The organism is Kineococcus sp. NPDC059986 (genome assembly GCF_040702905.1).
Taxonomy (GTDB): Bacteria; Actinomycetota; Actinomycetes; order Actinomycetales; family Kineococcaceae; genus Kineococcus.
In genome coordinates, this window is the sequence record NZ_JBFBND010000032.1 from 1 (window position 1) to 14,395 (window position 14,395).

The 14,395-nt window shown below is 67.3% G+C and carries 16 protein-coding genes; all 16 read right to left on the minus strand.

All coding sequences use genetic code 11. The features are described from left to right. A partial coding sequence (locus tag AB0637_RS19490) for a hypothetical protein (protein WP_366174345.1) occupies positions 1–519 on the minus strand: 519 nt, incomplete at its 3' end. Positions 520–531: 12 nt separating this feature from the next. Continuing rightward, positions 532–2,439, minus strand: coding sequence for a hypothetical protein (locus AB0637_RS19495; protein WP_366174346.1), 1,908 nt, complete (start codon positions 2,437–2,439; stop codon positions 532–534). Between the two features lies 1 nt (position 2,440). After that, positions 2,441–3,328 carry a hypothetical protein gene (locus AB0637_RS19500; protein WP_366174347.1) on the minus strand — a complete coding sequence of 296 codons (888 nt, stop codon included), beginning with the start codon at positions 3,326–3,328 and terminating at the stop codon, positions 2,441–2,443. Position 3,329: 1 nt separating this feature from the next. Next, entirely contained in the window at positions 3,330–3,557 is a 228-nt protein-coding gene (locus AB0637_RS19505) for a hypothetical protein (RefSeq protein WP_366174348.1), read from the minus strand. Next, the gene (locus tag AB0637_RS19510; RefSeq protein ID WP_366174349.1) at positions 3,554–4,255 is read right to left on the minus strand and encodes a peptidoglycan recognition family protein; all 702 of its coding nucleotides are present in this window, start codon (positions 4,253–4,255) and stop codon (positions 3,554–3,556) included. The genes AB0637_RS19505 and AB0637_RS19510 overlap by 4 nt, the downstream gene beginning before the upstream one ends. Next, on the minus strand, positions 4,255–4,482 hold the full coding sequence (locus tag AB0637_RS19515; RefSeq protein WP_366174350.1) for a hypothetical protein: 228 nt from the start codon (positions 4,480–4,482) through the stop codon (positions 4,255–4,257). Before AB0637_RS19515 ends, AB0637_RS19510 begins: the two co-directional genes overlap by 1 nt. A gap of 2 nt (positions 4,483–4,484) precedes the next feature. Continuing rightward, complete coding sequence (locus tag AB0637_RS19520; RefSeq protein ID WP_366174351.1) at positions 4,485–4,937, minus strand: hypothetical protein; 453 nt, start codon at positions 4,935–4,937, stop codon at positions 4,485–4,487. After that, positions 4,934–6,925 (minus strand): hypothetical protein, encoded by a 1,992-nt coding sequence (locus AB0637_RS19525; RefSeq protein WP_366174352.1) that lies wholly within the window; start codon positions 6,923–6,925, stop codon positions 4,934–4,936. The genes AB0637_RS19520 and AB0637_RS19525 overlap by 4 nt, the downstream gene beginning before the upstream one ends. A gap of 10 nt (positions 6,926–6,935) precedes the next feature. Next, entirely contained in the window at positions 6,936–7,220 is a 285-nt protein-coding gene (locus AB0637_RS19530) for a hypothetical protein (RefSeq protein WP_366174353.1), read from the minus strand. After that, positions 7,217–9,238, minus strand: coding sequence for a hypothetical protein (locus tag AB0637_RS19535; RefSeq protein WP_366174354.1), 2,022 nt, complete (start codon positions 9,236–9,238; stop codon positions 7,217–7,219). The genes AB0637_RS19530 and AB0637_RS19535 overlap by 4 nt, the downstream gene beginning before the upstream one ends. A gap of 13 nt (positions 9,239–9,251) precedes the next feature. Continuing rightward, positions 9,252–9,638 (minus strand): hypothetical protein, encoded by a 387-nt coding sequence (locus AB0637_RS19540; RefSeq protein WP_366174355.1) that lies wholly within the window; start codon positions 9,636–9,638, stop codon positions 9,252–9,254. A 202-nt stretch (positions 9,639–9,840) separates the two neighbouring features. Beyond that, complete coding sequence (locus tag AB0637_RS19545; protein ID WP_366174356.1) at positions 9,841–10,806, minus strand: N4-gp56 family major capsid protein; 966 nt, start codon at positions 10,804–10,806, stop codon at positions 9,841–9,843. A gap of 37 nt (positions 10,807–10,843) precedes the next feature. After that, a complete protein-coding gene (locus tag AB0637_RS19550) occupies positions 10,844–11,341 on the minus strand; it encodes a hypothetical protein (protein ID WP_366174357.1) in 498 nt (165 codons plus the stop codon). Positions 11,342–11,581: 240 nt separating this feature from the next. Further along, on the minus strand, positions 11,582–12,322 hold the full coding sequence (locus tag AB0637_RS19555; RefSeq protein WP_366174358.1) for a hypothetical protein: 741 nt from the start codon (positions 12,320–12,322) through the stop codon (positions 11,582–11,584). A 115-nt stretch (positions 12,323–12,437) separates the two neighbouring features. Then, positions 12,438–13,328 carry a hypothetical protein gene (locus tag AB0637_RS19560; protein WP_366174359.1) on the minus strand — a complete coding sequence of 297 codons (891 nt, stop codon included), beginning with the start codon at positions 13,326–13,328 and terminating at the stop codon, positions 12,438–12,440. A gap of 7 nt (positions 13,329–13,335) precedes the next feature. Next, positions 13,336–14,388 (minus strand): C40 family peptidase, encoded by a 1,053-nt coding sequence (locus AB0637_RS19565; RefSeq protein WP_366174360.1) that lies wholly within the window; start codon positions 14,386–14,388, stop codon positions 13,336–13,338. Positions 14,389–14,395: the final 7 nt, after the last annotated feature.

Below are 14,395 nucleotides of genomic sequence, written 5' to 3' on the forward strand. Positions count from 1 at the left end.
GAGGTTGCCGTGCAGGAGCACGGCCACGTTCTCCCCGGCGAGCACGACGGTGGCCGAGGCAGCAGTGGTCGAGGAGGCAGTGGTGTTCCCACCGGCCTGCCCCGTCACGCCGTCCATGCGGTGCAGGAGCTTGAACTCCCCCTCGGTCCACACGTCCACGCCGATGCCCTCGGCGTACCGGTAGCTCGTGCTGCCGTCGTCCGTCCCGGGCTCGTAGAAGTTGATGCCCTGCCCACGGTGCCAGGAGGTCTGCGACCTGAGCCACCACTGGTTGAGGGTCTGCTCCCCCGGCTCCTTGCTGGTGTCGAGCTGCTGCTTGGAGATGTCCGCCGACTCACGTCGGTACGGGTTGTCCTTGGTCGCAGCCAGCAGGAACGCCTGGTCCCCGATGCCGATGTCCCAGGGCGTGTCCTTGAGGACCACCTTGGGCGGGGTGGGGACCCCGGAGTTGGGGTTCCCCGCGAACGCTACGGGGATCCGTTCGGAGATGTCAGGTGCGAGCGATCCTTCGAGCGCCACGGGTCACTCCTCTCAGCCGAGGTTGGTCAGGGCGTTGTCGCCGTTGGAGGTGCTCATCCAGGCGACCTCGCAGAAGGAGTCCGCCGACTGGTTCGTCCAGCCGCCAGCACCCGCTGCGCGGCGGGCCTGGCCACGGATGAACAGGTTGCCCCCGGGCCAGTAGAACGTGGCGCTGGCACCGGAGGTGTTGCTGCGCGCCTGGCCGAAGCCCGAGCCGTCCCAGTAGACGGTGCGGCGCGTGGCCGCGTCGATGCTCGCGCCAGCCTGGATGTAGAAGTCCACGCGGCAGTCCAGGTTCAGGTCGAACGTGGCCGACGACGTGATGGTCACGATGCCCTGGGGCACGTTGCCCAGTGCAGCCGAGAACAGGTTGCGCGGGTTGTTGTCGAACACCCGGTTGGACCAGATGTTCCAGGCGTACCCGTTGAGGTACCAGTGCATCGGCTGCGGGTAGCTCGACCCGCCAGTGCTCGTCGGGGCACCGACGATCGCAGACCACGGGATCTGGGAGAACGTGTTGAGCGCCCCGGAGATCTGCTTGTTGCTCAGCGTGGCCACCCCGGTGGGGGTGACGAACCCGCTCGTCCCGACGAGGGCGGTCGCCGGGATGTTCTTGAGCGTGTTCTTGCTGCCGTCGATGACCTTGTTCGTGAACTCCTGCGTGGAGTCCGTCGAGGCGATCGTGCCCGACAGGGCCGAGGCCGGGATGTTCTTGAGGATGTTGAGCTGGCCGTCGATCGTCTTGCCGGTCAGCGTCTGGGCATCCGTCGTCCCCACGACGTTGCCCGCAACCCCGTGCACGCCAGCACCAGCGTTGATGTGGAGCTGGGGCTCGCGCAGGTCCCGGGCCGTCAGCCCGTGGCGGACCTCCGCCCCTGCGGAGTGGGCCGTGGCCCCCGTGCCGTCCTCAGCGCGCTTGATCGTCAGGGCCGTACCCGAGAAGGCCGTGACCGTGACGATCTCTTCCTGCGGCGTCCCGTAGTCCAGCAGCAGCGTGTACGGCGCTGCCGTGGGCAGGCCGCTCACCGAGTCCACCGTGATCTGCGTGGCCACCGCGTTGCAGGACGCGGCGAGCTTCACACCCTGAGCCACCGAGGAGTAGTTCCTCGGCGTGCCCAGCGCGACGGGGGTCGTCGGCTGCACGATGACGGGGGTCGTGCCAGTGTCCGGCGTCGTGCCGGTGCCACCACCACCAGTGCCACCACCCGTGTTCCCGCCCGTGCCGGTGCCCGGGTCCGGGGTGACGACCACCTCGGTGGAGCCGGTCCACTTGCTGTCGAACTCGGGGAAGTTCGTGGGGTCGGTGCCCACCGCGAACTGGGTGTAGGAGCTGAGCGTCTTGCCGTTGTTGTCCCGGATGGTGGCGACGAGCTTGTACAGACCCGCAGCCGTGACCGGGAAGTAGATCTCCTGGCCGGTGGACTCAACCACGACGATCGAGGACTCGACACCCGTGGGCGGGATCAGCACCCAGTCGATCCGGCCGCTCGTGTCGTAGGTCCCCTTGAAGCGGAACCAGATCGAGTTCGGGTCGGAGTTGAGGCGGGAGCCACCCAGCATCCGGATGCGGTTGTTCGGTCCCCCGTAGCACCGCTGGCCAGGCGGCGTGATGCCGCCAGCCACCGAGCTGCCCAGGTTGAGTTCGAGCGCGAGCACCGCGTCCGGCAGGACGATGGGCAGGTCCACCAGGCCGATGTCCGTGGGAGGCGGGGTGGGGTTGGGGTTGATGACGATGTTGCCGCCACTGTCCACGATCACGTCGTTCGTGGGCCGGGGGTTCGGCTGGATGATCGGACCCGTCGAGGTCGTCGGCGTCGTCGTGCTCGTCGGGGGCACGTACGGGTTCGTGCTGGGGTTGGTGGTCCCCACGACGGTGGGCGTCGAGGCGGTGTCGCGGGTGCCACGGACGATGGTCACCATGTCAGCGAGTCCTCCGGATCTGGACCGGGTACCGGTCCTGCAGCTTGTTGGCCTCGATCACGAGGCGGGACTGGTAGGTCGCCTTGAGTTCCTTGGAGAGGGTCAGGGCCGCACCCACGGGGCGGGACTGCTGCATCTCGTCGGCCTCCACCGAGGCCACCGGCAGACGGGCCACGTCAAGGTAGGGCACCAGGCGGGCCTGAGTTCCCAGCGTCACCACGTCGCGGCAGGACTCGGGCAGGCCGGTCTTGGCGAACGTGTCGTCCAGGCTCACGAGCCTGCTCGGGCTCTTGGAGTAGAGCACCCGGAACACGGCCTTGGGCACCACGCACGAGAGCAGTTCGAGCTTGGTGCCGTCCGCCTCGCGGAGCAGGTCGTAGTCGCGGACGGGGATCCAGGCCCCCGTGTGGTCCTTGGTCCGCACGCCCAGGATCCGCTCTGCCTCAAGGGGCAGAGGCAGGATCCGGTCATCGAAGCTGGCGAGGGTGTAGTCCAGGGCGTCCACCGCGAACAGGCTGGGGTACAGCCCGTTGATGACGTTGTTCACCTCGCGGATCACCGTGGACTTGGGCCACGTCGGGGAGATCGTCACGATCGCACCAGCACGGTGGGCGACCTTGGCGGTCCCCCGGAAGCCACGGCCCCACGCAGGGATCGTGGCCATCTTGGTGTCGCGGTTGATCGCGGCGATCCAGATCAGCTCGTTGTCGATCTCGACCAGCCCACGGCCGATGCCGTCCACCGAGTCCAGCGGGAGCGTCAGTGCCGCCGCTGTCACGTCGGCCGTCAGGCCCACCATCTGGTCGTAGGCGTTGGAGAACCCGTAGAGGTTGGAGACGACCTCCTCCACCATGTCCCCCAGGGTGAAGGCAGCGCCGATCGCAGCCATGTCAGCTCGCTTCCTCGTACGCCCGGTTGATCGCGGCGTCCGTCACGTTGGCCGGTTCGAGTCCGGCCTTCACGGCGTTGCGGTAGTTCTCGTTGGTCCGGTCCCACCGCTTCTGCTTGGTGTAGTCCCAGCCCTTGGTGGAGTTCGTGTAGGCCACGCGGATCCCGTGGCCCCGCAGGAACTCTCCGTAGGAGATGCCCAGCTCGCGGGCCTTGGCCTCGTTGCTCACTTGGGGACCCCCAGCTTGTCCATGACGGCGGCGACGCCATCCACGAGGGTGCGGTTCCCGAGCTGCTTCCAGCCGGGCCACTTGCCCTGGTCGTAGTCGCCACCGAGCTGGCGCAGGATGACCTTGCACATGTCGTAGGTGGCGTTGAGCTGGGCGCTCTGCTCCGGGGTCATGTCGTCCTCCGAGGACTTGAGAGTCGGGGTGATGTTCGCCCGAACCAGGAGGTCGGGGATCTGCGGGATCCGCATGGGGCCGGGGCAGGTCTTCGCCCGGCTCGGCGTCCAGAGCGAGGGGGCACCCCACATGGAGTGCCAGCCCACGCCCGGAGAGTTCGGCGTCGTGCACAGCCGCAACGGGATCCGGTGCTGTGCCCCGAGCCAGCGCAGCAGGGCCACGAGGGCCTCCTGCTGCTTGGGGTTCCAAGCGTTGATGTCCGGCCGCAGGCCGTCCCACGTCTCGATCGAGATCGCGCGGACGTTGGCGAAGCGGTTGGCGGGAGCCTGGAACTTGGTGTCGATGTACTGCTCGACCGTGCCGTCCTCAGCCACGTAGAAGTGGCTGCAGAGCGGGTCCCCCGAGAAGAACCCGAAGAGGCTCTTGGCCCCGGACACGGCGGTGTGCAGGATCACCTGCGATGCCGTCAACGGCGTCTTGTGCTTGGTGATCGGCTTGACCACCGCGCCCGGGTACCAGGCCACTACTCCCCCTTGGGTGCGTACTTCTCGATGAGAGCGCGCAGGTCGCGCAGCTCTGCGTTGTCGGCCTTGAGCCGCTCGTTCTCGCGCTCCTGTCGTTCCAGCTCCGCTGCTGCCAACGCATCGCGGCGCTGCTCCACCTGTCCCTTGCGGTTGAAGTAGACGGTGAGCAGGCCGACGAGCACGGAGCCGAAGCCGACGACGAACGAACTGATCTCCCCCGGAGACACTGCTACCTCCGGTTCGCTGCGAGCCTGCGCAAGATGGGTTCGAGCGGCAGTCGCAGAGGCGACCTGCACTGCAGCAGATGGAAGATCGTCAGCAGGGTCCAGGACACGGGACCACTCGGTCCCATGAGGGAACCGATGAAGGCAGCGGCGACGAAGCCGAACGCCCAGGAACCTGCAGCCAGAGCAGCCAGAGCTGCTCCGAGTCGGGCCAAGCCCTCCCTCTTGAGGATCGCGCCTGCCAGGCAGACGAGACCCACCAGCGCCAGACCCACTCCCCAGACCGGGAGACTCGCAACCAGCTTGATCGAGTCGTAGCTCGTGCTGGTGAAGTCTCCCGGCCGGAAGAACAGGAAGACGGCCAACGTGAGGTTGGCCGCCCCTGTGGCGATGAGGTAGAGCTGAGCCCGAGTGGTCATGCGCTCCGGTTCGGAGGCGAACACCCGGGCGTTGCTCACAGCGTGAGCGGCCCAGCCGTGGGCCAGAGCTGCTTGTACAGGCTGGCGCAGTTGGGGTTGCGGGTGGCTCGGCCGTCGTTGTACAGGAAGAACTTGTACTCCTGCTCGGCCACCAGGGTGTTGAAGTAGATCTCAGCGATCACGTTCCCGGCACCCGTGCCGCCGTTCTTCTTGAAGAAGTCGAACATCGCCTGGATGTACGGGGGGTTGTCCCCGAACGCGGCGTTGTTGCCCCACTCCTGCAGGATGATCGGGACGCCCTGGCTCTCCCAGAACTTGCGGTGCGTCTCAAGCCCGTAGGGCTCACCGGCCGGACCCAGCGCGTTGAACTGGCTGGTCACCTGCGACGAGTTGGTGATGACGTCGTAGTTGTTGTACCAGTCCACACCACCGAAGTCGAGCCACTGGCTCGCGGTGCCGGACCCGTCGCCGTAGCCGGGGATGGCCTTGCGCCAGTCCAGCCCGTACTTGGAGTCCTTGTTGAGGATCGTCCCCAGCTTGGCGTCGGGGAAGATGCTCTTCTTGAGGTTGGCGAACCGCTTGAGCGCCGTGCGGAAGTTGTTCTGGTCAGCCGTGTTCCGGACGGACCAGTTGAACCAGTCGCCGTTCCACTCCCAGCTCCACACGATGAAGAGCTTGCCGCGCGGGATGCGCGTCCACTGGCTCTTGAGCGCGTTGAGCGCGTCGGTCCACTGCTGGTCCTGCGCGCCCGTGGCCGCAGCCGAGTAGCTGCTCCCGTCCGAGAAGGGCGGGATGGCGATCAGCAGGTTGCCCTGCCAGTTGCCGTACTCGTTCCCGGCCTTGAGGACATCGGCCGTAGCCCCACCCCACGCGCCCTGCCAGGTCGCGGCGATGTCGTCCTTGCGCCCACGCCAGTTGCCGAACTTCCCGCTGGCGGTCATCTCGCCCGAGGAGCCCGAGAGCCAGGTGCCCGAGGTGTTCGAGCCCGGGGTGGGCGTCGGGGTGCTGGTGTCCACAGCCACCTGGAAGTACTTGGTCAGGCCGTTGAGCTTGATGTAGTTCGAGGTGCCGCTCAGCTTGTAGAACGGGGTGACCGAGTACCGGCCTGCGGGGTAGACCCGCGAGCCCGTGATCGTCCGGCGCGAGTTCGTCCAGGTGGACGCCGCCTCACCGAAGCTCGTGGCCACGTCCAGGTCCCCGGTGTCCGGGGAGATGACCGTTCCCGCGTCGTTGACCTGACGCACGGAGAACCCGTAGTCCAGGTTGATCGACGCCTGACGCTGGGGGTCAGCGAAGACCGTCACGGTCATGTTGGCCGCGACACCACTGGCGACGTTGGACGCCCCGATGGTGATGGGGCCGAACGCCAGACCGTTGGAGTCGTAGGCGGTCGGGGTGTCCCCGGTGGACGGGCCACCCGTGGTGATGCCGCCGACCGAGAAGGACTCGGTGAGCGAGTCGTTCTGGGCCGCACCCAGCGCGTACCCGCCGTTGTTGTTGTCGTTCACCGAGGCGGTCACCGTGTGGTCGCCCTTGACGGCGGTGTAGGCGTTGCCCTGGTTGGCACCACCAGCAGCCGCCAGCGTGACGGAGGCACCCGGGGCGATGGCCACCGAGTAGGCCGTCGAGCGCGAGACGAGCGTGGGCACGTTGTCCACCACGAACGTCACGATGACCGGCACGAGGGGGTCGGTCGCAGCCGTCCCCACGTTCTTGACCACGGCCGCGAACGTCACCGTCTGGCCCTCGACCGGGTTGGTCGGGGACATCTGGATGTCCGTGATCGTCAGGTCCGAACCCCCGGTGGGGGTCGTGACCGTGCCGCCCTTGAGGACGGTGATGTCGTTGGAGTTCGCGTTGACCTTGCTCACCAGCGTGGCCAGGACCGCCTTGATGTCCGCGAAGTTCGCGGTGCTCAGGTCGGCGCTCTGTGCGATGGCCTTGGTGAGGAGGTTCACGTCCTCGTTGATCTTCCCGGAACCGCCCTCGGTGCGGGTCGGGGGGAGCTGCAGGGTGGTGTCTGCCACGATCCCTCTCTCAGTAGCGGTTGAACGCTGCGGCGTAGGTGTTCCCCGCGCCGAGGTAGGTGTTCTTGGTGCCGGTCGGAGTGGTGACGGTTCCCACGCCCAGCCCCGCAGCCGCCAGCCGCAGGGCGAGCGAGGCGTAGTTGCCTCGCGCGTCCGTCAGCTCCTTGGCGATGGCCACGAAGAGGGCCTGGTCCCCGTCCTGGGAGGCGAACAGGGCGTCGAAGATCGCGTTGATCTTGTCGCCCCACACCCCCACGTCTCCCCCGACCGTGGCCTTGGCAGGCCAGGTGGTCATGTGCCCTCCTGGTAGGAGTTCGCGGAGTAGGAGCCAGCGCCGTAGGCCTGGCTGCCCGTGCCCACACCGAAGGGGCCGGACCCGAAGGAGCCCGAGCCGAAGCCGGTGGTGGTGGGGTCAGCCGGAACCTGCGGAAGGACGACCTCGACGTACGCGCCGTACCCGGCCGTTACGAGTTCGTCGTACTCGGCCTTGGTGATCCAGTGCTTGTAGCCCCCGAGGTACACGGTCTGGTAGGCCGCGAAGTCCTCGATCATCTCGACCGTCTTCCAGAACCCCTGGTCCTTGACCAGGCTCAGGCCCTGGACGTGGGGCGAGAACCGGCCCTTGCCCTTGTGGGGCACGCGCCGCGACGGCGTGGTCAGCCGCCAGCGGATCGGGTAGACCTGCGCGTAGACCTCGATGCCTGAGTAGAGTCGGAGATCCAGCTCCGCCTCACCGAGCACCTCAAGCCAGGCGTCTGCGTCCAGGTCCCCAGAGCCGTCGAGCTGGGCGTCACCCAGCACCACAACGGGGTCCTTGGCTGCAGCCACGAGGATGCCCTCGGCCGACAGGACCGCTGCACCGAACTGCTCAAGCTGGCCACCGGCCTGCAGGCCACTGCTGGCGCTGAGCGGGATCAGCCCGGAGTCGATGGACTGCAGCACTCCCCCGGCCACCGTGAGGCCGCCAGAGGCGCTCAGAGAGGTCGAGGCCATCGCCTCGACCAGAGCGGCCACCGCGAGCCCGCTGGCCCCGGAGAAGCCCAGCGAGCCACCGTTGACGGTCTGCGGAGGCAGCGGCCCATACATGCGGGCGCTCTTGACCACCATGTTGAAGTTGGTGGAGGCGTAGGCCCCGAGCGTGTGCTCGGTCGTGGCGCTCGTCCAGGACCCCGTGCTCAGCCCCTGCAGCGTCCCGGGAGCCTGTGTCCAGGTGGACCCGTCACCGGAGTAGGAGGCGACGGGGACACCCCCGGTCACGACGATCCGGAGCCAGGCGTGGTTGGCCACGAGGTACTGGCCGATGTAGTTCGAGTCCACGTCGGAGCCACCGCTGCGCGTCTTGGCCAGCAGGCCGTACCCGTCGAAGAAGAACCCGACCTCGTTGGTGCCGGACCTCAGCCCGATGAGCCCGTAGACCCCGTTGCCGTTCTCGGTGAGGTTGACCTCGGTGACGAACGTCCCGTTGGTCATGTCGGCCGAGGCCGTCGAGAACAGGGAGTCCAGGTCGCCGTTCGCGGCCACGTTGGCGCTGGCCGCAGAGTTGGCCACCGAGAAGCCGGACTGCGTGAAGAGGTTGAGGTCGCTCGCGGAGTCGAACCCGACATTCACCCAGTCCCGCTGAGTGATCGAGCCATCGGCCGTGAAGGCCGAGGCCGCACTCAGGGACGAGACCCCAGTCGCCGTCATCTGCCCAGTCGCCGTCAGGTTGCTCGCTGCCGACTGGGAAACCACGCCCAGCTTGCTCACGACCGCCGCAGCGGTCATGTTCGAGGCGGCGCTCAACGTGATCGGGTTGGGCAGGATGTTCACGTTGTCGAGCAGGACGAAGGAGTTCGTCCCTCGGTTGCTCGACGTGTACACCGACGGCCGAACCGTGGTGGCCCCCGTGGTGGTGGCCACCTGTCGGACGGTGGTCCAGGAGATCCCGTCGCTCGACCACTCCCAGAAGAGCTGGCCCCCGGTCTCGCGGATGCGGACCCAGGGGGTGGCGATCGAGGTCCCGTGGTCGGTCAGCGTGGTGCCGTCGTAGGACCAGGTGTTGGTCCCCGAGATGCGCCACTCGGCGGTGTAGCCGCCAGACCAGTCCAGGGACGTGGCCACCCACCCGCTGTCGGCGGGGCGGGCCGCAACCTGCATCGCCCACTGGGACTCGGTGAGGTCCCAGGTGGTGACGCCCTGCATCCCCGTCTGCGTCGTCAGGACCTTGAGCTGGCCACTGACGATCGTGATGTTCGGGGACTTGGTGGAGATCGTGTCCCAGAGGTCCGTCCGGGCAGAGGAGAAGTCGTCGGTGAAGGTGGAGACCTTGGCCACGACTACCCCCCGATCAGCTCAGGCTGAGCGACAGGGACCCAGCAGCGATGGTGAAGGTGTCACCAGCAGCCGTCGTCTTGCTCGCGCTCAGCGGCCCGAACCAGATCCGCTTGGGAGTGGCGGCGCTGTCCCAGATCTCGACGCCCACCACGGTGGCGGCGGGCATGTTGGTGAAGGAGACCGCAGCGGAGTTCGTCGCAGCCCCGGAGGCTGCGGAGTTCATCGTCACGTTCTGGCGCGCGTACGAGCCACCCGTGACCTCCGTGCCGTTGGCCGACGCGGAACCCGCAGCCGTCACGAGCGCGACCTTGGTCGGCGTGGTGAACGGAGCGGCGCTGGTCTTCCCGGACGCCAGGTCCAGGAGCAGGTTCAGGGCGACCGTGGTCAGGTTGTTCGCCATCGACTACCTCTCAGGAGTTGCGCGGTGCGCTGTCGTAGATGGGCAGCGAGGCGGCGTCCTGCGCCACGACACTCGGCTGCTTGGCGAGCGTGTACGCGCGCCGAAGGATGGTGGGGCGCTTGCCCATGAGAAACTCTCCCTACCTACGAGAAAGGCCCCCCACCGAGCGAACGATGAGGGGCCTTTCTGCTAGGATCAGAACTCAGAGGTTGGCGACCGAGGAGCTGGTCTCCAGACGCAGGAGCGCCTCCTGACGGTAGACGCCCCAACCGATGCCACCGGTCGTCCAACCGACCGTACGGAAACGGTTGAGCTTGTCAACGACCGGACCCAGAACCGTGTGCGGCTCTTCGAGGTTGACCTCGGCCACGGCCTCCTGACCGAACAGGAAGGACCGGTAGACCGTCGCACCGGACGCGCCGTCCGCAGCCTTGCGGGTGCGGGTGTTGGCGACGAACCGGACGCCCTCGAACTCACCGATCTCGCCGCTCTTGATGAGCGAACCATCCAGGGAGCCGTACTCGGTCGGCAGACGCCAGGAACCGGAACCGGTCTCCTCGCGCAGGTCGTGGATGACGTGCGGGTGCACGCCCGCCAGGAACAGGTCGCCCGAGGTGGGGACGGCCTTGTTCACGCGCAGCTTGGTGACGGCCTGACGGATCAGGGTCGCCTGCAGCTTGTCCGTGCCGGTGACGGCACCGGTCGTGGCGCGAGCGGAGGGACGCAGAACCTGCGTGCCGGTGACCAGGGTGTCCTGGACCAGCTCGTCCATGACCTCGCCCATGTGCTGCGCGACAGCGCGAGCGATGGCGGGGTCCACGTCCGCGAAGCTCTTGAGCTTGAGCTGCTTGGTGCGGGTAACCGCGAAGCCGTACTCGTTCGGAGTCAGCGTCACGGTCTTGAGCGGGGGCATCTTGGTGCTGTCGATGTCCTGCTCTTCGTTCAGCGGGACCTTCCCGGCCGCGATGGCCGCGTCCCCGAAGTAGTCGAACAGCGACAGGACGATGCTCGCCCCGGTCATGTTGGGCTTCTCCGGACGCTTGGTCACGAAGGAGCGGTACTGGGGCATCTCCCGGAGGACCCACGCCACAGCCAGGTCGTACGCCTGCTGGACGAGGACATCGGACATGCCCGGCTTCGTTGCAATGGAGGTGAAGGCGTTGGCCACCACAGTTCCGTTCTACGAGGGAGAGTCCCTCAGCAGGTCAGCGCCGGAGACCGGCGAGACCAGCGAAGAACTGCTCAGCAGTCTTGGAGTTCGCTGCGAGGGAAGCGAGCCCTGCAGCGGCCTGCGTCTCGGAGTCAACGTTCACTGCGCCCGCCCCAGAGTCGGCACCCTGGATCTTGGCGAGAACTGCAGCGAGGTCGTTGTCGAGGACCGGCTCGTCACCATCGGGTCCGTCGTCGTCCGTGGCCGTGTTCTGCGAGGCCGTCGCCCCGAACACGTCACCGAACTCTTCGAGCCAGGCGGTGATGTCCTCTGCCGAGGACTTGTCGGCCGGGATGAACGCGGCCACCTTGGGGCTCACGCCCCGGGCTTCGAGGACCGACTTGACGCTGCGGTCCCGGGCGTCCTTCTGGAAGGACCCGAGCTGCTCCTGCAGTTCCTTCTGGGTCTTCTCGAACCCAGCGATCTGCTTGCGGAGCTGCCTCACCAGCGGGGTGTCGTCAGCGGTGTTGTCGTCGTCGTCGAAGTCGCTCATGCGAGCTGTCTCCCTGGTCTCGTGGAACGCAGGCCGCACCGGTCACCAGGGGAAGTGGGGTGGCTCCTGCTACCGGGCTAGAAACGCGACGAGGGGCCGGTCGATCCTCGTTCGGGCGGGGTGCCGGGGAATCGAACCCCGGTGACGCGGCTTACCGCGCCGTCCATTCACCCCTGCTGGTCAGGACCCGGGTCCCGCCGCATCACGGCTCGAAGGCACGGAGAGGCGGTGAGGGCTCACTCAGATCTGGCCAGCGGTCTCGCGGTTGAGCGAGGTCTTCCCTGCTGCGGAGCTACCGTTGAAGGTCGCACGCTCCTGCGAGGCCAGGTTCTTCCTCTTCTCACCCACCGCACTATCGGACCCGAAGGTCTCGGAGATGAGATCCTCCGTGGACAGACTCGGCTGGCCGTAGATGCTGGCCAGCTTGTTGGCGTTGGGCTGCTCGGAGGCGATGAAGCCGAACCCGGTCTGGGCCTGGTTCGCCGTGATCCCCTGCTTGGCCAGGTCTTCGATCGTGCCGATCCCGACGTTGATCCCCTGCTTGGTCGCCGCCCCACCGACGGCTGCAGCCGCAGCCTGCTGGGCGATCAGGGGCGCAGCCTTGGACTGGTCCAGGGCATAGGCCACCATGTCGCCGTGGCTGTAGTACCGCTGGAAGTAGTCCTTGGTCGCCTGGTCGGCCGAGTTCACCAGGTCGGTCGCCGTCTTGACCCGCTGGGCCACCTCGGTGGGGCTCACGTCCCCGGCGATCCAGGAGGTGAAGTCGCTGGGACTGTCGTAGAACCCGACCGGCAGACCGGCCGCGCTCATGAGCTGGCGGTAGCTGGACTCCAAGGAGAGGTACTCCGCAGGGGTCAGAACGGAGAGGCCAGCCTTCTGGCGAGTCTGGTTGGCGCTGAAACGCTGCTTGTACTCAGGCGTCTCCGGGAGCAGGAGCGAGATGGTGTCCTCGCTGTAGCCGTCCTGGATGTACTTGAGCACGACGGGAGCCAGGGACTCCAAGCCGTAGGCCTTGAGCATCCCGTTGAGTGCTGCGAAGGCATCGCGGTCCTCCCCGACCAGTCCACCGAAGGGGTCATCTGCTGTCGCTGCCAACTCAGCCAGCCGCCAATCCGAAGTCCGTGAGCACCTTGCGGGCGGTGCTCATCACCGAGTTCTGCGCGTTCTGCGTCTTGGTCCAGCGCGCGTCCTTGCGCAGGCCCTGCTCGAACTCCCACAGGCTCTGGGTCCCAGGGGACCCGTCCTTGTTCTTGTTGAGGATCGCACCCCGGATCGTGGGATCGAAGGCGTCCAGGGAGTCCGGGCTCAGTTCGAGGATGTTGCCCATGCTCTGCTTGTAGGGCGAGATGATCTGGTCCACCGTCTCCCCGGCCTGCAGTCGCTGAGCCAGGGGCGGGAACGCCGAGACGGCGTTCTGCAGGATGAACTGCTTGCCCATCTGGATGCCGCCCCCAGTGCCACCGGCCTGGGCCTCCATGCGCGCCCAGTTCTGGATCGAGCCATCGTCCATGCGGACGCCCATCTGACCGGCGTACTCACGGAGCTGCTCTGCAGCAGCACCGGCCACCCCACCGAAGTTGGGGCTGGACATGGTGATGAACTGGGTGAGGGCGTTGCGGACCTGCTGCTCGGACCACCCGAGTTGGAAGGCCTGCTGGGCCAGGCCGTCAGCCTGTCCCCCGGAGATGTCCGCACCCATCTGCGCAGCCATCGCGTAGAAGCTGGTCTTGGCCTGCTCCTGCTTGCTGGCGTACGTCGTGGGGTCGGTGAGCTTGAGCACCTCGTTCTGACGCCAGCTCTCGCTGTGCGTCTTGTACCAGTTGGTCTCGCGCACCTTGGCCGAGAACTTGGCGGGGTCCCAGGTCTCACCGACCGCCTGGGAGAAGAGGTTCTGCAGCTCGGGGTCGGACTGCAGGACCGCCTGCGCCCAGCCGTACTGGCGGGCCAGCTCGTCCTGGTTGAGGACGGGTGTCGTGGTCTCGGGCACGGATCTCCTAGTAGTTCATCTGGACGCCCCACGCGGCGGCGTCGCTCTTGCCGAGGCTGCGGATCCGGACGGGCACCCCGGCCTTGGGGGCTTCGAGGATCTGCCCGTTGCCGAGGTAGAGGGCGATGTGGTCAGCCCCCGGGTTGCGCGGGGAGTTGTCCCACGCCACGAGGTCACCCGCCTTGAGGTCGGACAGAGCCGTCCGCTTCCCCGAGGTGGCCTGCTGGAAGCTCACGCGCGGGAGGGTGATCCCGTTCTCCTTGAAGATGTAGTAGAGCAGGCCCGAGCAGTCGAAGCCGCCAGGAGCGGCCCCGCCCCACTTGTACATCGTCCCCAGGTACTGCTTCCCCAGGGCGATGATCGCAGCCCGCTTCCCGGTGGTGTCCCCGGTGCCGATCCCCGCGAGCTGGTTGTAGGTCCCCTCGTCCATGACGGACGGGATGGCCTGAGCCGCAGCCTTCTGGGCTGCGCTCCCCTGCGCAGAGGCAGCCACCGCGTCGAACCCCGGAGAGCGGGACCCGGCCTCGATCCCAGGGGCGGTGTTCCCCGCCCCGATCGAAGCGGCCATCATCCCGTAGGGGTCCCCGCTCGTGGGCACGAGGGACTCGATGGCCGACTCCTTGGCCGTGTTGTCCACGACCTCGTTGGGCACCGAGCCGATGAGGGGGCTGGTCATCCCGCCACCGCCAGCGGACCCGGCGCGCTTGAGCACCGAGTCCACGTACTCCCCCACCGAGGGCTCGTTCGCGCGGAACTTGGTGTAGTTGTTCGCCTTCCCGGGCTGCCCGGAGTACCAGGCGCTCAGCGCGCCCCGGTCCCCGTACTTGGTGTAGTAGCTCTGGAAGACCGCACGAGCCAGCTTCTCCTGCAGGGCAGGGTCACTCTTGTACTGCGAGAGCGTGATGTTCTGCCCGAGGTACTGCTTGCCCCACGCCGCGACGTTACCCGGCATGATCTGGTACTTGCCGGACGCGCCGGTTCGGCCGTTGGTCGCGCCGTAGTTCCCGCCCGACTCCTGGCCCCCCAGGGCCGCGAAGAGCGCATCGAAGTTCGTGGCCACTGGGGGG

What these genes read in the sequence shown, in the direction of transcription:
- AB0637_RS19495 (WP_366174346.1), bottom strand. Translation starts at nt 2,439, where the DNA reads ATGGTGACCATCGTCCGTGGCACCCGCGACACCGCCTCGACGCCCACC.
- AB0637_RS19500 (WP_366174347.1), bottom strand. Translation starts at nt 3,328, where the DNA reads ATGGCTGCGATCGGCGCTGCCTTCACCCTGGGGGACATGGTGGAGGAG.
- AB0637_RS19530 (WP_366174353.1), bottom strand. Translation starts at nt 7,220, where the DNA reads ATGACCACCTGGCCTGCCAAGGCCACGGTCGGGGGAGACGTGGGGGTG.
- AB0637_RS19540 (WP_366174355.1), bottom strand. Translation starts at nt 9,638, where the DNA reads ATGGCGAACAACCTGACCACGGTCGCCCTGAACCTGCTCCTGGACCTG.
- AB0637_RS19550 (WP_366174357.1), bottom strand. Translation starts at nt 11,341, where the DNA reads ATGAGCGACTTCGACGACGACGACAACACCGCTGACGACACCCCGCTG.